Origin of the sequence: Larkinella rosea, from assembly GCF_003858635.1 — a bacterium.
Lineage (GTDB): Bacteria > Bacteroidota > Bacteroidia > Cytophagales > Spirosomataceae > Larkinella > Larkinella rosea.
On record NZ_RQJO01000007.1, the window covers coordinates 1,930,267 to 1,948,266 of the forward strand.

At 50.1% G+C, this 18,000-nt stretch carries 12 protein-coding genes; 5 read left to right on the top strand and 7 right to left on the bottom strand.

What is annotated here, in order from left to right; all coding sequences use genetic code 11:
* The first annotated feature begins 10 nt into the window (after nt 1-10).
* Together EHT25_RS08025 and EHT25_RS08030 are read left to right on the top strand one after the other, a co-directional pair.
* Nucleotides 11-1,588: a SusD/RagB family nutrient-binding outer membrane lipoprotein gene (locus EHT25_RS08025; protein WP_124873053.1), complete on the top strand. Its 1,578-nt coding sequence runs from the start codon at nt 11-13 to the stop codon at nt 1,586-1,588.
* A gap of 254 nt (nt 1,589-1,842) precedes the next feature.
* Entirely contained in the window at nt 1,843-3,408 is a 1,566-nt protein-coding gene (locus tag EHT25_RS08030; protein ID WP_124873055.1) for an FG-GAP repeat domain-containing protein, read from the top strand.
* 97 nt (nt 3,409-3,505) lie between these two features.
* Here the strand turns inward: EHT25_RS08030 and EHT25_RS08035 are convergent, their stop codons facing one another.
* The 4 genes from EHT25_RS08035 to EHT25_RS08050 form a co-directional block, all read right to left on the bottom strand.
* Entirely contained in the window at nt 3,506-5,104 is a 1,599-nt protein-coding gene (locus EHT25_RS08035; protein ID WP_124873057.1) for a SusD/RagB family nutrient-binding outer membrane lipoprotein, read from the bottom strand.
* Between the two features lie 19 nt (nt 5,105-5,123).
* Nucleotides 5,124-8,447 (bottom strand): SusC/RagA family TonB-linked outer membrane protein, encoded by a 3,324-nt coding sequence (locus EHT25_RS08040; RefSeq protein ID WP_124873059.1) that lies wholly within the window; start codon nt 8,445-8,447, stop codon nt 5,124-5,126.
* 298 nt (nt 8,448-8,745) lie between these two features.
* On the bottom strand, nt 8,746-9,519 hold the full coding sequence (locus EHT25_RS08045; protein ID WP_124873061.1) for an SDR family NAD(P)-dependent oxidoreductase: 774 nt from the start codon (nt 9,517-9,519) through the stop codon (nt 8,746-8,748).
* A 97-nt stretch (nt 9,520-9,616) separates the two neighbouring features.
* Nucleotides 9,617-11,284: a UxaA family hydrolase gene (locus EHT25_RS08050; protein WP_124873063.1), complete on the bottom strand. Its 1,668-nt coding sequence runs from the start codon at nt 11,282-11,284 to the stop codon at nt 9,617-9,619.
* Nucleotides 11,285-11,406: 122 nt separating this feature from the next.
* On the opposite strand from EHT25_RS08050, the gene ade reads away from it, so the two are divergent.
* From ade to EHT25_RS08065, 3 genes are all read left to right on the top strand, one after another.
* Nucleotides 11,407-13,056: an adenine deaminase gene (gene ade, locus EHT25_RS08055; protein ID WP_124873066.1), complete on the top strand. Its 1,650-nt coding sequence runs from the start codon at nt 11,407-11,409 to the stop codon at nt 13,054-13,056.
* Nucleotides 13,057-13,217: 161 nt separating this feature from the next.
* The gene (locus EHT25_RS08060) at nt 13,218-13,808 is read left to right on the top strand and encodes an RNA polymerase sigma factor (RefSeq protein ID WP_124873068.1); all 591 of its coding nucleotides are present in this window, start codon (nt 13,218-13,220) and stop codon (nt 13,806-13,808) included.
* Nucleotides 13,809-13,922: 114 nt separating this feature from the next.
* The gene (locus EHT25_RS08065; protein ID WP_124873071.1) at nt 13,923-15,194 is read left to right on the top strand and encodes a replication-associated recombination protein A; all 1,272 of its coding nucleotides are present in this window, start codon (nt 13,923-13,925) and stop codon (nt 15,192-15,194) included.
* On the opposite strand, the gene EHT25_RS08070 is transcribed toward EHT25_RS08065, so the two are convergent.
* The 3 genes from EHT25_RS08070 to EHT25_RS08080 all read right to left on the bottom strand — a co-directional run bounded on the left by EHT25_RS08070 (nt 15,195) and on the right by EHT25_RS08080 (nt 17,916).
* Entirely contained in the window at nt 15,195-15,578 is a 384-nt protein-coding gene (locus EHT25_RS08070; RefSeq protein WP_124873073.1) for a hypothetical protein, read from the bottom strand.
* A 124-nt stretch (nt 15,579-15,702) separates the two neighbouring features.
* Nucleotides 15,703-16,875 carry a hypothetical protein gene (locus EHT25_RS08075; protein WP_124873075.1) on the bottom strand — a complete coding sequence of 391 codons (1,173 nt, stop codon included), beginning with the start codon at nt 16,873-16,875 and terminating at the stop codon, nt 15,703-15,705.
* Nucleotides 16,876-16,944: 69 nt separating this feature from the next.
* Nucleotides 16,945-17,916 (bottom strand): DUF2157 domain-containing protein, encoded by a 972-nt coding sequence (locus tag EHT25_RS08080; RefSeq protein ID WP_124873077.1) that lies wholly within the window; start codon nt 17,914-17,916, stop codon nt 16,945-16,947.
* Nucleotides 17,917-18,000: the final 84 nt, after the last annotated feature.

Sequence of the window (18,000 nt, forward strand, 5' to 3'; positions counted from 1 at the left end):
AATCATTACCATGAAACGACTACTTATCGCGGTGATATCCCTGATTGCGTTCGCGGCCTGTACTGACAGTTTTGTCGATATAAACCAGAACCCCAATCAAATTTCGGATGAGCTCCTCAAGCAGGATTTTAACCTCGTAGGCTCTCCGTTTTCGAACATGATCTTCAATTTGAATGGTCACCAGGTCGAAGAGGACCTTTGTGCCGACAACTGGATGGGGTACATGGGTACGCCGACCGATTTTGTTGGAAATGTGAATAACACGACCTACTACATCCGCTGGAACTCATTCTGGGGACGGGAGTACGGTAGCATCATGTCGCCGGCCAAACAGGTGATCAAACTGGCAGCAGACAATAAGCTACCCCTTTTTGCTACCTGGGCGAAATTGATCCGGGTGTTGGCGATGTCCAAACTGACGGCCATTCACGGACCGATCATTTATTCGCAATACGGTACGACGGCGAACTCGATTCTATACGATAAAGAATCTGATTTGTATCCGATGTTCTTCAAACAGCTTGACTCGATCCAGACCGATTTTGCTGCCAACAAAGCGTATACCGGGTTTAAAAAATTTGACCCCTCAGCCTACGGTGGAGATCTTACCAAGTGGTCGAAAGTGGTCAATTCGTTACGTCTGAGATTGGCGATTCGCTTATCAAAAGTAGATCCCGCACAAGCCAAAACCCAGGGCGAAAAAGCGTTGAGCGATCCAGCCGGTTTGATTACGACCAATGCGGACAATTTTATCAATGCATTGAATGGAAACAAGATTCCGGTGGCTCAGATCTGTTACGAGTGGGATGATACCCGGATGGGCGCTTTAATGGAGTCTTTTTTGATTGGCTTAAATGATGGACGGCTCTCGAAGTATTTTGCCCCAATAACGAATGCCGCCTTGTATGCCGATCACCCGTCAGTGCCTTATAAAGGTGTCCGGAATGGCGCTTACATCAAAGCAAAAGCCGATCACGTACCGTTCTCAAAAGTAAACGAGAGCTTCCAGACGGTTCAGACCCGTCGAAATTTTACCGCAGCGGAAGTGGCGTTTCTGAAAGCGGAAGCCGGACTCCGAGGCTGGGCCGGGGCTGGTGATCCCAAAACCAACTATGAGGAAGGTATCAAATTGTCCTTTGCCGATTGGGGTGCGGGTGGCGTTGATGCTTACCTGGTCGATAAAACCAGCAAGCCGATTAATTATGTTGATCCAGTTGATGCCCGGAATAATTTTACCGCTGTTTCAACCGTTACGGTGGCATGGAATGAATCCGATTCGAACGAATTGAAACTGGAAAAAATCATTACCCAGAAATACCTCAACACCTTCACCAATACGCTGGAAGCGTGGGTGGATTACAGACGTACGGGTTACCCCAAAATTCCGGTTGCTGCCAAAAATGACAGTAATGCAGACTGGGGTGTTATTCCAGCGGGCGAATCGATCAAACGCATGCCATTTGTAAACGCGGAAAGAACCGGTAATACGGCTGCGGTAACCGATGCGGTGTCAAAAATGGGTACTGGAGCTAAAGACGATATTGCCACTCGCCTGTGGTGGGATACGGGTAAAGTAGCAAACTTCTAATTGCAGAACAGACCTACCTTTTTTGAGAATCGGGGTGGCATCCAGCCATCCCGATTTTTTTATTCGGGCTTATGTAATCAAACGCATTTCACGAGCATTTCCTGTGCGGAAAGTCCTAAAAATCAACTTTCACAGGTAACTTTGAAAAGCATCTGATAAGCGGATCGGCTGGTGCCTGCGGTCTACTGCCAGCAAATTGCAGTCATTCGGATAAATTCAGATTATTAGAACTCTAGTCAGCAACCATCCACCTGATGTTTTCGCTTAAAACCGGTCTGGTCTTTTTTTTCTCCTTTTGGGTGACCTCTTTTTTCGTGCTGAAAACGGAAAGCGTTCCGCCGGATTCAGGTCTTAAAAACGTGGCTTTGAACGATTCCGTTTCCAGCGGCAAACAACTGGCCATGCGCTATTGCGCGAGCTGTCACCTGTTTCCCGAACCGGAATTGCTGGATAAGAAGACCTGGGTTACGGGCGTACTTCCCAACATGGCGATGCGGCTTGGCCTCAAACTGCCCGGTTCTGACACGTTAAAACCGCTTCCTCCCGACGAAGAGAAAGCCGTCAGCAAACTGAACGTTTACCCCGAAACCGCCCTGCTTTCGCTGGAAGAGTGGAAAAAGATCGTAGCGTTTTATGAAAGCACCGCTCCCGCCGAACCCCTGCCGCAAAAACCGCATCAGCCTACGACCAATCAACTGCCGTTGTTTAAGCCCAGAGAACTCACCGTTGGTGATAAACAGGTGCCGCAGACGACTTTGCTGAAATACGACAAAAATACCGCCCAGCTTTACGTGGGCGACGCCCAGAATGCGCTGTACGTGCTCGATGGGAAGTTTCAACTGGCCAATACCTGGTGGATCGACACGCCACCCACCGATATTGATTTCCCGAAAAACGCGGCTCCCCGCTTGCTCACGATCGGCATTTTCAGCCCGTCCGACCAGCATCTGGGCCGACTCATGACATTGGAAAAATCCGCCAAACCGGGTACCAAACCGGTCAACATTCGGGACTTGCCCCGACCGGTTCAGTTTGCTACCGGCGATTTGAATGCTGATGGAAAAGAAGATGCGATCGTATGCGGTTTTGGGAATAATGCCGGAAAGCTGGTCTGGCTCGATGGTTTTGACCCCGCCAAAGAGCACGTCCTAAAAGCTATGCCCGGTGCCAGAAAAGTGGAAATTGCTGATTTCAACCGCGATAAAAAACCGGATATCATGGTCGTGATCGCCCAGGCGCGGGAGGAAGTAGCTATTTTTTTTAACCAGGGAAACGGAAAGTTTAAAGAAAAAACCGTGTTGCAGTTTTCTCCGCTGTTTGGCGGCAGTTATTTTGAATTAGTGGATTTTAATAAGGACGGTTTTCAGGATATTTTGCTGACGAATGGCGACAATTGGGATTATTCGTCGGTCAATAAAAACTACCACGGTGTCCGCATTTACCTGAACGATAAAAAAGACAACTTCAAAGAAACGTGGTTTTATCCGCTGTACGGAGCCAGTAAGGCCGTTGCCCGGGATTTTGACAACGATGGCGATCTGGACATTGCGGCAACGTCTTTTTATTCCAATCTGGCCCAGCCCGAACAGGGATTTGTCTATTTAAAAAACGAAGGCCGGTTGAATTTTAAACCGTTCACAACCCCGGAGGGCGCGAACGGAAAATGGCTGACGATGGAAGCCGCCGACTTCGATCGCGACGGCGATATCGATATTGTGCTGGGCTCTTATTTCCACACCGTCGGCGAAATGACTCAATTGATTTTCAAAGGAATTCTGTCATTTCCGCAATTGCTGGTGTTGGAAAATCAGGGGAAATAGACAGCGGTTTTAACAAAAAAAGAGACAAACCAACAGGTCTGCCTCTTTTGTATCCAACCAAATCTAAAATTCCTGATTTGCTTTCAATCTCCGGGTTTTACTTTACATCCCAGAACAGCTTGGTAGTCAGTTTGTCCGTTGCCCGAACAGCCTCATAATTTGCGGTGTTATAGGTAATTTCGTTACCCGGAATGGTCCATTTTACCGGCGGCAACGTCTGGTTATTGGCATTATCGGTCAGGAAGCTCAACACCGGCATATCCAACCGACGCAGGTCGGCCCAGTTTTCATACGGTTGAACCACGTTATAATGCAACCATTTCTGCGTCGCAATCAGGCTCAGTTTCTGCGCGTTGGTCGTTGCCTTGCTCCAGCTCACGCCGTCTCCTGCCAGATAGGCCGTCACGGAAGCGGCCGTTGCGGGCGTCGGAATCGTCGAACCCGTAATCCCGGTTGCGTTGGTCAGGGACAGAATCTTGTTGTAGAATTCGACGGACTGCGTAATACCGGTTTCATAAGCGGTTTTTGCCAATGCATCGTTACCCGTCCGCAGGTAGTATTCCGCTTTGATCAGGTTCATCTGGGCGGCATTGATGATCACACCCGGGAAGAACTGGTTGTTGCTCGTCGTATAGCGGTTATAGATGGCGACCAAACCGTTATTAAATTGAGCGGTTTGCACGGCTTCGGTCGCAAGTGGATCGATTCCAAAATATTTTCCGGCAGCTTTGGCACCCGGCTCAAACAGAATGGGCAGACGCGGGTCGTTATTGGCGTTCATATTGTCAATCATCGCTTTGCCCGCCGTGTTTCCGTACCAGCCGTCCGATGCCAAACCAGCCTGAAACCCTTTTGAGTTGATGTCAGTGTTGATATCGAACACATTAATCTGGATGTTCTGTGCGTTGGTTTCCACAATCGGATACGTCGCAGCGATGCCCAGAATCTCAGCGATTTCGGAATTGGACCGTGCCTTCATGCTTTCGACATCCGATACCCGGTTCAGCATGCGCAGCCGCAACGAGTTCGTATACCGTTTCCAGGCGGTAATGTCGCCTTTGTTGATAAAATCCTGCGTCTGAAACGATTTCTGATAACCAGCATTCAACGTAATGCCGTTCAACTCGGTGGCGATACGCTTTAGATCATCCAGCATAAAAGCGTAAATGCTCTCGGCAGTATCGAACTTCGCGGTCGACTTTTCATACTCTCCGCCGTTGGTGCTCAGCATACCCGCTTGCGTAAATGGAATCGCGCCGTGAACGTCCACTAGCCGCTGCGTGTGATCATAGACATAAACCGCAGCCGCCAGCATGAAAATTTTACGGTCGGCTTGCTGATCCGCGGGCCGCGAAGCATAGATTTTTTGCAGTTCCCGGTACTGGGCCATCATGTCGTAGTAACTGTACCACACGTTTTCGACCCCCGCCGAACCCGGAACGTACAGACCGGATTGATTCAACCGGCCGATTGCCTGGGTGTACGGATTCAGGGAAAGCCGCAGGGTCGTAAAGTAGTGGGTGTATCCCGGCAACACATATTCCCGATTGGAATACAACACGCCGGTAAACTGCTTTTCAACGGTCGATTCCGAAATCTTGGCCGGATTGGGGTACGCTTCGGCAAACTCGGATTCCTTGCAGGAAACGGTTCCCAAGAGCAGCCCGGCGAAAAATAGGATTGATATTTTTTTCATTTTTAGAATCAAGTTAGAATTAGAAACTGGCTCTCAGCATCACGCCCATGGTCCGGAAAGACGGGTTGTTACCCGCGTTGCTGATGTTATCCGTCCACCGGGTACTGGAGTTGGTCTGTTCCGCATCCAGATCTTTGATGGTCCGGTAAATGAAGAACAGGTTCCGTCCAAACACCGACAGAGTCAGGTTCTGGGTGCCAATGCGCCGGGTCAGGTTGGCCGGAATCCGGTAACCCAGTGAAATTTCCCGCATTTTGATGTAAGAGTTTTCCTTCACGAACAACTCATAGCGGGCATTTCCGTACTGCGGGCCTCCCCAGTTGTAGGTCGCGTTGTAATACGTAGCCTGCGAAACTACATTCGTGTTGGCTTCGCCGTTGGCGAGTACGCCACTCATCAGCATCCCGTCGTGGTAGACAACCTGACCGGCTGGCCCGGCCGTTCCCGACGTCTGAACACCTTTGCCATTGGCATCGATGTAATAACTCAAGCCACCGTGTTCGGCATCCATCGCCGTCAGACTTTCTTCCGTCAAGCCTCTGGAAGTTAACCAGTTGATACCCGTTGGCATGATGTAACCGCCGTAACGGAAGTCCGTCACGATGTCCAGATTAAATCCTTTGTAGCTGACGCTGTTGATCAAACCGCCCGTCAGTTTCGGCATCGAGTTTCCAACCTTGATCCAGTTGGCCCCATCCAGCTGATACAAACCATTCGTTCCAACCACAGGCTGTCCACTGGCATTTTTCAGAATGCCGTGGGCGTAAATATCACCCATCGGTTGACCGACGACCGACCGCAACTGAGCGGCATTTCCGTCGTAATCCGCGTGTAGCAATTCCGTCGAGCCGTTGGCCAGTTTTTCTACTTTGTTGCTGTTTTTGGCCAGGTTCAGAATAATATCCCAGTTGAAATCATTGGCACCAACACCTTTAATCGGCGTGTAATTCAAGGCCAGTTCCAGGCCCTGGTTGCGCAGGGTACCGATGTTGGCCAGAACCGATTTGGCACCCGAGCTGGCGGCAATCGTCAGCGGCAGAATCTGGTCGACGATCTGAGCGTTGTAGTAGGCCAGGTCTAAGCCCAGGCGGTTTCTGAAAAACCGGGCTTCCAGACCCACTTCAAACTCCCGTTTTTGCTCCGGACGAATTTTGTCATTGCCGTAAGCATTGCTGATGTTCGTATACAGTACTGAACTTCCTCCGGTTTGTTGTAAACTCAGGTTACCCTGATTGTAGGCGTTATTAGCGCTGTAGATGACCGGATAATTCCCCACGATCCCGTAAGACGCCCGCAGTTTTCCGTAGGAAACCACCACCGGCAAATCCAGAAAGTCACTGAAAACCAGACTCGTATTCACCGACGGATACGTAAAGGCGTTGTTCCCCGTGATCAGTGTAGACGTCCGGTCTCTGCGGATTGTACCTTCAACAAAGAACGAGTTTTTGTAATCAAAATTCACCGTTCCAAAGTACGCATCCCGAACGTAGCGATCACGGGTGTTGCTACCTCCAGCCGTGTTTACCGAAGCCGAAATATCGTAGAAATTTTCCGTGCTCAGTCCTCCGTTCGTCGAACGGCTTACAAAGGTGTTCAATTGCTTGTTGGCCGTATAACCGGCTTTGGCCGAGAGCGTAATGTCGGTATTTAGTTTCCGGGAATAGCTCAACAAGACATCACCGTAGACATTATTGTACAGGTTGTTGTTCATTGCGAAAGAACCTGAGTAACCAAAGGCAAGAGGTATCGAACTCCGCTGCTTGTCTTCAATCCGCTCCGAGGTTATATCGGTTCCGATCCGGCCACGGAGGTTCAGCCCATCGATAATCTCCCAGTTCTGGGTCAGCGAAGCAATCACGCGGTTGCTGTATTCATCGTAGGTGTTGGCGCGGGTACTCCATACGTAATCACCAATATCCGATTTGAAACCATTGCGGATGATGTTCTCACCCGGCGTCAAACTCTGGTTGGTTCCGGTGACGAACTTATAGCCCAGGCTGGTTTGGTATTTGTTGAAATACCAGTCGGCATTTTCAAACCGGTTCATCATCCCCGTAAAGTTGTTGATCATCCGATCGACTTTATACGGGCGGTTGTGGGTGGTCTGATTCACAAAGTTTACCATCAAATCCGTCGTCAGCTTTTTGTTGATGTGAAAGCTGGAGTTCAGGTTCATGATGTTCTTGCTATTCTTCGCGTTGTAACTGATCATTCCGTTGTCCTGACGGGTGTAGGAAAACCGCAGGTTGGATTTGTCAGTCGCCTGCGAAACCGCCAGGTTGATGTTCGAGCTGTGCGCATTCTGAAACAGATCGGCATAGCTGTTGTTGGAAGGCGAATATGGACGGATGACGCCGTCGAACGCCATTACCGGCTGCCCATCGAATTTGGGTCCGAAGTTGACCGTGGCATTCAGCAAACCGCGGGTGTCGCCCACGCCATCGCCGTTGGTATCGTAGGAAATAAACCCGTTGGCATCCTGACCACCGTTTGAATAATTCAACATGTAACCCGGTCCCCGGACGTTTTGATACCGTGGAAGATAGGCGATTTTGTCAACGCTGTAACTCGCACTGAAATCAACGCCCAGCCCTTTTCCGGCTTTTCCCCGTTTGGTCGTCACCAGAACCACCCCGTTCACGGCTTCAGAACCGTACAGCGCGGCCGCCGAAGCACCTTTCAGGATCGAGATGTTTTCGATATCCGCCGGGTTCAAATCCAGCAAACCGTTCCCCCGGATGCGTTGATCTCCCCAATAATCGTTGTTGCGAACCTCGCCGTTGCGAATGGGAATCCCGTCCATCACGATCAACGGTTGTGTGTTACCGGTGATGGAGCTTAATCCGCGAATACTGATGCTCACGGCACTGGTCGCACCACCCGGTGTGGCATTGATCATCACACCCGGCGCTTTTCCATAAAGTGCCGTTGCAAAGTTTGGTGATGCGGTTTTTACGAGTGCTTCATTGTTGACAACCGCCGTAGCGTAGCCCAATGCGCGTTTTTCCTGAGAAACCCCGAAAGCCGTAACGACCACTTCGTCAAGGATGGAAGCATCTTCGTCGAGGGTGACGTCAATTACCGAGCGGTTTTCAATCGCCACTTCTTTCGATTTGTACCCGATGAAAGAGAAAACCAGCGTTCCGGATTTACCGGCAGACAAACTAAATTTGCCACTTGCGTCCGTCGTAGTACCCGAAGTCGTTCCTTTTACCAGAATAGAAACGCCCGGCAATGCCTGACCGTCGGTACTCGCAGTAACCTTGCCCGTGATCGTCTGAGCGAACGCGGGAGCACTTACTACCAAACACATGATAATAAGCCTCAGTAGATTTTTTGCCATACAAAAATGTAGTAAAGTAGATATACAGGAAATTTAACACAAGATTAATAAATTTTTTTAAAATATACCCATACACTATAAAATATTTATTAAATATGACTTATATATTGTTTTTTTATAAAATATATAGTACTTTGAAAATTTACACTATACAAAAGCGGGAGCTTCGTAATAGTACGCTGCCTATTACGAAACTCCCGCTTTCATACTGAGAGCAAGCGGTTAGACAAGCGGGTAAAGACACAATGCTTTCCGCAAAACAGTCCCTACTCCCTTGCCTAACCTCTCCCTTCTTTTTCTAATTATTCAAGCGAACAAAACCGCCGTCGATTGGATAATCGCAGCCCGTGTTAAAACCGGCTTCATCCGAGCAGAGGTACAATGCCAGGGCGGCAATTTCAGCCGGTTTTGCCATCCGGCCGATGGGCTGGGTAGCGGCCAGTTTGGCAAACATCTCGGCTTCTTTTCCCGGGTATGTTTTGGCGATAAAACCGTCCACAAACGGCGTATGAACCCGCGCGGGCGAAATACAATTGCAACGGATGTTGTGTTTCAGGTAATCCTTGGCCACCGACAACGTCATCGATACCACCGCGCCTTTGGTCATCGAATAGGCAAACCGGTCGGGAATCCCCACCGTAGCCGCAATCGACGCCATATTCAGCACGACTCCCCCGCCATTGGCTTTCAGATGGGGAATGGTGGCATACAGGCAATTGTAAGCGCCTTTAACGTTGACCGTAAAGACGCGGTCGAAATCCGCTTCCGTCGTGGTTTCAACCGTTCCGATGTGCGAAATACCGGCATTGTTGACCAAAATGTTGATGGCCCCGCCCGCAGCAATCTGCCCGATCACCTCAACTACCTGCGCCTGATTCGACACATCGACCGCGTGTGCATACGCGCGTCCACCCGTAGCGTTGATGTCTTCAGCCACGGTTTTCGCCAGATCGGCATTCAGTTCCAGAATGTGAACCAACGCACCCGCTTGCGCAAACGTCTGCGAAATCGCCAGCCCGATCCCGCTGGCCCCACCCGTAATGATGGCAACTTTATCTTTTAAGCTAAACATGGTTTTTGAATGAGTGATTGAGCGAATGAGTAATTGAGTAAATAGCTCCGTCAGTTTTGCATCCAGCGAAGCTATTCACTCATCCGCTCAATCAAAATTAAAGTGAAACGCCCCGTTTCCAGGGGATAAAATCGTCCTGACCCAGTTGCTGGGCTTTGGTTTTCACTTCGCCACTGGCCAGCCGAATGACGTATTCGAGCATTTCCTCGGCATTGCTCTCAATGGTTTGTTCACCTTCGATGATCGGGCCGCAGTCGAAATCGATGACGTCGGGCATGCGCCGAAGCAGCGCGGTGTTGGTCGAAATTTTTGCAACCGGGCAAATCGGATTTCCCGTTGGCGTTCCTAAACCGGTGGTAAACAGAATGATGTTGGTGCCCGAACCTGCCATACCGGTCGTTGCTTCCACGTCATTTCCGGGCGTACAAAGCAGATTCAGACCGGGCGTCGTTGCCGGTTCGGTGTAATTCAGTACGTCCGTAACGGGTGAGGTTCCGCCTTTTTTGGCCGCTCCCGCCGACTTGATGGCGTCGGTAATCAACCCATCGCGAATGTTTCCCGGCGACGGATTCATGTCAAAACCGGAGCCGACGGCTTCGGCTTTGGCCGAATAATCCTGCATGAGGTGAATGAACTTCAGGGCTTTTTCGTCCGAAGTCGAGCGGTTGATCAGTTCCTGCTCCACGCCGTTCAGCTCCGGAAACTCCGCCAGCACGGTTTTGGCACCAAGCGTGACCAGAATATCCGATAAATGTCCGATGGCCGGGTTGGCCGATAGTCCCGAAAAACCGTCCGAACCGCCACATTTCAGTCCGACGGTCAGCGCGCTCAGGGGTGCCGGTTTCCGTTCGATTTTATTCGCTTCTATCAACCCCAGGAACGTTTCGCGAATGGCGTTGGTCAGCATCGCGTATTCGGTGCCGTCCTGCTGTTCGAAAATCAGCATCGGTTTGTTGAATTTCGGATTCCGTTTCCGAACCTCGTCTTCCAGCATCGACGTTTGCGTATGCTGGCAACCCAGGCTCAACACCGTGACTCCCACCACGTTGGGGTTATTGATAAAACCGGCAAACAATCCACATAAAGCTTCGGAATCCTGGCGAGTGCCGCCACAACCCATTTCGTGGGTTAGAAACTTGATACCGTCTATGTTTTTAAAGGGCCGCTTGGTAACCGGTTCGTCGAGCGTTCGTACCTGGGAAGGATCGAGAAAAGCTTCCATTTTGTGAACCCGGTCCAGATCACCCACTTTATACAATTGCAGCAATTCGTGTACCTGTTCGCGGTAAATCTCCGATTGAGCATAGCCCAACTCCCGCTCAAAAGCGTCTTTCAAAATCAGGATATTGCGGTTTTCGCAGAAAACCAGCGGCACCACGAGCCAGTAGTTGGCGGTTCCCACCTGGCCGTCGGCCCGGTGGTAGCCCATGAACGTCCGGTTTTTCCAGGCCGACACATCGGGCGGCTGCCACGAATACGGTTGTTTTTTGTCGATGCCGTAGTGATCGGCATCGTGTTTCAGGTTGAACGTGGTGATGGGTTCGCCCCGCTTGATCGGTTGCGTTGCCTTGCCAACCAGTACCCCGTACATAATTACCGAGTCGCCGGTTTGGAGGTCTTCGGTTACGAATTTATGTTTAATACCAACGCCGATGGGCAGCGTGTACGTTTGACCCTCAAAATCAATTTGTTCACCCGGTTTAAAATTTTGCAGGGCTACAATTACATTATCGGCAGGGTGTACTTTCAGAACTTTATGTTGCATAGTTATTCGAGTAGGAATTTCGGTGGGTGCTGATGAACCAGTAACCCGATTTAATACAAGAGACAAAAGTCTGTGAATTATCACTAATATTGAAATAAAAAAATCAAGATTCTTCCCTATACATGCAAGTTTCCGGCAATCTCCTTAATCTCTTCGACCGCACCATCCGTTTTAGCCAGTTGACCATTGAACAGGGACGGATTCATCAAATTGACGAATTAGGACCTGAACAACCCGAAAAACCGTATTTACTGCCCGGTTTTGTCGATGCGCACGTCCACATTGAAAGTTCTTTGCTCACGCCCGCCCAGTTTGCCCGGATGGCGGTGGTGCACGGCACCGTCTCCACGGTTTCGGACCCGCACGAAATTGGCAACGTGCTAGGTGTCGAAGGAGTGGAATACATGATTGCCGATGGAAAACGTGTTCCGTTCAAATTCTGCTTTGGCGTGCCTTCCTGTGTTCCAGCTACCCCATTCGAAACCGCCGGAGCCACCATCGGCGTTCGGGATGTAAGAAGATTACTGGGATTAAAGGAAATAGGCTATCTGGCCGAAATGATGAATTTTCCGGGCGTCCTGCAGCAGGACCCGGACGTGATGGCGAAAATTGCCCTGGCGAAGGCGTTCAACAAACCCATCGACGGCCACGCGCCCGGTTTGCGGGACAACGACGCGCAGCAATACATCGACGCCGGAATGACCACCGACCACGAATGTTTCACCTACGAAGAAGGGCTGGACAAAGTGCAGCGGGGCATGAACATTCTGATTCGCGAGGGCAGCGCAGCCAAGAATTTCGAGGCATTGATTCCGCTGCTGAGCGGTTTTCCGGAGAAGATTATGTTCTGTTCTGACGACAAACACCCCGATAGTCTGCTGGAAGGCCATATCAATCAACTGGTTAAGCGGGCGCTGGCCAAAGGGCACGACGCGTTCGACGTGCTACGGGCGGCCTGTCTGAACCCGGTGTTGCATTACCGTCTACCGGTCGGCTTACTGCGTGAAGGCGACCCTGCTGACTTTATCGTGGTGGATTCGATTTCGGCATTAACTATTCTGAAAACATGCATCAATGGTGAAATCGTGGCCGAAAACGGTGTGTCGAAACTGCCGGATTTGCGCAGCGAGCACGTCAATCTGTTCAACTGCCAGCCGAAAAAACCGGTCGATTTTGAAGTCCTCGCAGAATCCGGCGGACAACTTCAGGTTATTGAATGCCTCGACGGCCAGTTAATTACCAACAAGTTAACCTCCGCTCCGAAGCGGGTTGATAACCGGATCGTTTCTGATCCGGCACGCGACATTCTGAAAATAACCGTGGTCAATCGCTACCGGGATTCGGCTCCGGCGGTGGCTTTTATCAAAAACGTTGGGCTTACAACCGGTGCCATAGCGTCGTCGGTCGGCCACGATTCGCACAACATCGTTGCCGTTGGCTGCGATGACGAAAGCATTGCTCAGGCGGTTAATCTGGTCATTGAAGCCAAAGGCGGCCTCAGTGCCGTCGCCGGCCAGACGGAAACCGGTGCGAACGATTCTCAATTTATCCCTCTCCCCATCGCCGGGCTCATGACGGACGCCGACGGATATACCGTAGCCGAACAATACACCGCCATCGACCGGTTTGTGAAAAACGAACTGGGCAGCACGCTGACTTCTCCGTTTATGACCCTCTCCTTCATGGCGTTGCTGGTGATTCCATCTTTAAAATTGAGCGACAAAGGCCTCTTCGATGGAGAAAATTTCCGATTTACGCCAATTGTTATCTAACGGTCGATAAAACCGTATGCAAGCATACCAAAATAAAAATAATCCTATTTATACAAGATTTTTTAAAAAAATGCCTGGACTGTTTTTATTACCAAGATTTGTTAATAAGTTTACATTCTGTACACTTAGTACATTCTTTCGACCCATCCTAAACCTTAACTATGCCTCGCTACCGCACCCCGTCCGGTATAGACGAAGAGCAACTCTGGGATCAGTTCCGGAGTGGCGATGAAGTAGCTTTCGCCCGGCTTTACAAGGAATATGTTCAGGTGCTGTATCACTACTGCGCCCATTTCACCGCCGACCGGGCATTGATCAAAGATTGTATTCATGACCTGTTTGTCGAGTTGTGGAAACACCGGCAAACCATCGGCCAGACCACTTCGGTGCGGTTTTATCTCATGGCGTCGATCAAGCGGAAACTGGTTCGTCACCTGAACGCCGAGATGAAATTCAGTAGCCAGGACGACGTTGAAAATGACCGCGAATGGCTCCCCGGCTGCGCTCCCTCCTACGAATCGACGCTGATTTCGTACGAAGAAGACGATCACGTCAATTCCTGCGTGGCCAAAGCCATCGAAAAACTCCCCCGACGTCAGCGCGAAGCCGTTTATCTGCGCTACTATCAGAATTTGAGCAATGAAGAAATTTCGTCGCTGATGCAGATCAACATCCAATCGGTTTATAACCTGATCTTTGGCGCGTTGACTAACCTCAAGAAATACATTTCGCCCGAAAAAGTGGTATTGTAACGCTACGTGACCTGTTCACTGGCGTGTTAACTATTGTTTGCCGTTTGAAGTTTACCCACTAAGCTTGGCTACCTTTGTAACCAGAACCAGTGAACTTCAAACGGCAAATTCTGCATGAACCCCATTACCACGCCCCTACCCGAACGCATGCGTCCGCGTACCCTCGACGACGTCATTGGCCAGCAAAAACTGATTGGTCCAAAAAGTGCCTTGCGCCGGGCCGTCGAATCCAACCGCATTCCGTCAATGATTTTATGGGGACCACCGGGCGTCGGAAAAACCACCCTGGCGCAGCTGATTGCGGAAGCGACCAAACGCCCGTTTTTCAGCCTGAGTGCCATCAGTTCCGGCGTCAAGGAGGTTCGTGATGTACTGAGCCGGCCTTCCGGTTTGTTTCCTCCGATTGTTTTTATCGATGAAATTCACCGGTTTAACAAGAATCAGCAGGATGCGCTGCTCGGCGCGGTTGAAAAAGGAACCATTACGCTGATCGGCGCCACGACCGAAAACCCGTCGTTCGAGGTCAACTCGGCCTTGCTATCGCGTTGCCAGGTTTATATTCTGGAATCACTCGGCGCCAGCGAACTCAGGCAACTGGTTGATAACGCGCTTCAGAAAGACAGTTATCTCAAGGAGAAAAAAATTACCGTTGAATCCTACGATGCGCTGATGCGGCTTTCGGGAGGTGATGGCCGGAAACTGCTGAATTTGCTGGAGTTAGTGGTAACGTCCCGGCCCGACAACCAGGCAATGACGATCGACGATGAACTGGTGACCACCGTTGCCCAACAACAGATTGCCCGGTATGACAAATCCGGGGAGCAGCACTACGACATTATTTCGGCCTTCATCAAATCCCTGCGCGGCAGCGATCCCAACGGAGCCTTGTACTGGATGGCGCGCATGATCGTGGCCGGTGAAGATCCCGAATTCATCGCCCGACGGATGCTGATTCTGGCTTCGGAAGACATTGGCAACGCCAATCCGACGGCAATCATCATGGCAACCAACGCCATGCAGGCCGTTAAGGCAATTGGCTATCCCGAATGCCGGATCGTCCTTTCGCAGGTAGCGGTTTATTTAGCTACTTCACCCAAAAGCAACGCCAGTTACGTAGCGATTGGCGAAGCGATGGCGCTCGCCGAACGAACCGCCGACCAACCGGTTCCGCTGCACCTGCGGAATGCACCGACGAAGCTGATGAAGCAGATTGGGTACGGCAAAAATTACCAGTACGCGCACGATTTCGAAGGAAATTTTGTCCAGCAAAACTTCCTTCCTGATGATTTGAAGGGAACGAAACTCTACGAACCGGGTCAGAATGCGCGGGAAAACGAAATTCGCAAGCAATTGCAGCGCTGGTGGGGCGAGTGGTATAACTACTGATCAAGGCGCAAAGAAAAGCGGTTTTCGGTCGTTTTCGACGTTGTAAGTATGAATGGAGCGAAGCAGTACGATGATGAGAACCACATCGAACAGTTGCCAGGTTTGATGAATGAAAATACCATCCACAAACTTCACATTGACCTTTACAATACCAAATAATGCCCAAAGCCACTTGTAAAAATAGCGGGGATTTTCGCACTGGGTTTCCCGTAAGAAAAGGAGAAAAAAGCCGAAGCAACACACCACGCTCATAATTCGGTAGACATTGAAAGGAAGACCGGGATAGATCGTAAGAACGGCCAGCATCGCACTCATGGCCAAAATCAACCATTCACCAAACGTTGGTTTGCGGAGAAATAACCCCCAAACTTGCTTATTTTTCATTCTTCTCGTTTAGGCAATACACGCTTATTCCTGATCGGAAACGTAATTACAGGAAATTAGGGCAAACGAAATAGAAGAATTTATAAAAAGGAACTAAAAAGTTACATGTTAATTGTAACCGGATTTAATAGCGATCTCCGCTGCCGCCACCTCCGAACTCCCCTCCTCCAAACCGCAGATCATCTTTGGGGTCAAGATGACCCGACGTGGCCTGAACAGTTGACAATAGTTCGGTAGAAAGCAGAAATGATTTCGGAGATTCGTCGTCGGGCTGATCCGTAAAACCGCTCCGTGGCACATGAAGATACCGGATGAGGAAAACCGCTCCGATGAGCATCGACAAGCCATTGATGGCCAGGTAGATTTCCAGTGAAAACAAGGGATGAAAATACCGCCAGGCAGCCAGTGCCAGCCCCCAGCCAATGGCACTCATGATCAGCAGCGGGCGCTCTTTCTGGCGCAGTCCCAGGTAAAACAAAACCCCGGGAATACTGAATGTCAGGAACCAGAAAAGACCGGCCCAGGCAATTTCGGGGGCCTCCGCCGGACGTTTATCCAGTAGCCAGTAATTCATTTCGCGAACGGCAAAGTAGTTGCAACTGATCAGTAACAGGCTGATGGACAGCCACTCCAGCAGTATAAAATTATCGCGCCAATAGAGCAGCTCTTCCCGGTTTTCATAGAGCCGGGCGATCACATACAGACTCGCGGATACGGTCATTAACACAAAGGGAAGGAGTTGTTTGCCAAAGGAAAGCTCCAGTATCCCGTCGAAAATAGCCGTCGCCAGGGTGACAAAAGCCGCCAGGGTGAGTAGCAGATCACTGTAGTACCAAATGGCCGCCAGCACCAGAGGCAGTCCCATGAGACAGTATTGCCAGAGTGGTAAATTGTTGGGAAATAGGCCAATAAATCCCGCACAGACAAGCGCAACAGCCGCGATAATCAACGCATTGTCAACGCCGGAACGGTAGTATCGACGGATGTTGATTAGGTATCCGCCCAGCAATCCGATGCCTGCGCCAAATCCGATATTAAAGAAATGGTAGAACAGATCGACGTCGAATAAGCGGGATAGAAATGTAGCCAGCAAAAAATAACTTCCACTGATGGCAACGATCGAAAAGACGAAAAGCCCGATTTCGATAAAACCGTTGGAATCGCGAAAGCCGACCGGAAATTTCGCCCGAATCAGCTCCATTTTCGCTTCATCGAGCAGACCCTGACGCTGCCAGCGCGCGGCCTGATCGAGGATGTATCGATTTCGAACCCAGGTTTCGTTGTAGGCTTTCATCATGGATTGAGTGATGGGGCGAATGAGCGATTGAGTGAAAACCGGTTTCTATTTAAAATCACCCACCTTATTTCATTCTTTCTGTTTAGATAATTCGATTTTCCGGCTGTTCGACAGATAAACTGTGATGCCTATACCGGTTACAATCCAATAGAGATACGTAGCTTCTTCGCGCAAATGCAAATAATGAAAGACCAGATAGGTCACGCCAATGTAGCCGTAAAACGTACTCATCAGAATAAACAGGAACGAGTGTTCTTTCCGGGCATACCAGTCAAAACCGACGCAGGTTATGGCCAGTGCCAGCGAGAAGACCAGGTGCCGGTTTTCAAAATTGAACAGTCCGGCAACCAGCGCTACCAACAACAAATTTCCCGCAAAAGTCAGCGTTGTAATGGTGAAATGCCGTTTAATCCGTTGCCGGTCGAGCCCGATCGCAACCACCATCAATACCAGACTCAGCGCGATGGCCGAGAGCAAAACGGTCATGTCTTTCAGGTTCCCCCTGAAATAAAATTCCAGCGGCCGAACCGTCACTCCGATCCACGAAATCAGGGCCGTTAAGCCCATCGCCAAAACACCCCGATGATCGAAAAAGTAAGCCAGGCTGACAAAAAGAATGGCCGGCAGGAAGGTAACTAAACCGTAGCGCGTCCCAAAAACCGTATATTGATATTGTAAATAGCCCTCCAGTGTCAAAAAAAGCAGGCAGCCCAGCAACAGGGCGTAATCGCCAAAGGGCGAACGGCTGTGGGTGCGAGCCGTTGAAAAAGAGCCTCGAAAACGAATGGCAAACGCAAAACAAGCCGCACAAACCACAGACAGTGCCAGAATCAGCAGGTCGTGCCCGATCTGGTCAATGTATTTGTAAATGAGCAGCCCGGTTCCCGTTGTAAACAGCAAAATACCGGCATACAGCAACGACCGTAATTCCCAGTGAACCGAAAACAGCCGGTTGTCTTCAACCGACTGAATAACAGCGCGTTGTTTACTATCCAGAAGATGTTGATCGGTAAGTGCCTGCAATACCCTTTTCGGGGACATATTAGCGAAAAAAAGTGTTATTAGTTATAACAGTAAAGATGTAGAAATGGATTGAAAAAAAGGGAGAAAAGGAAGAGAGTGGAC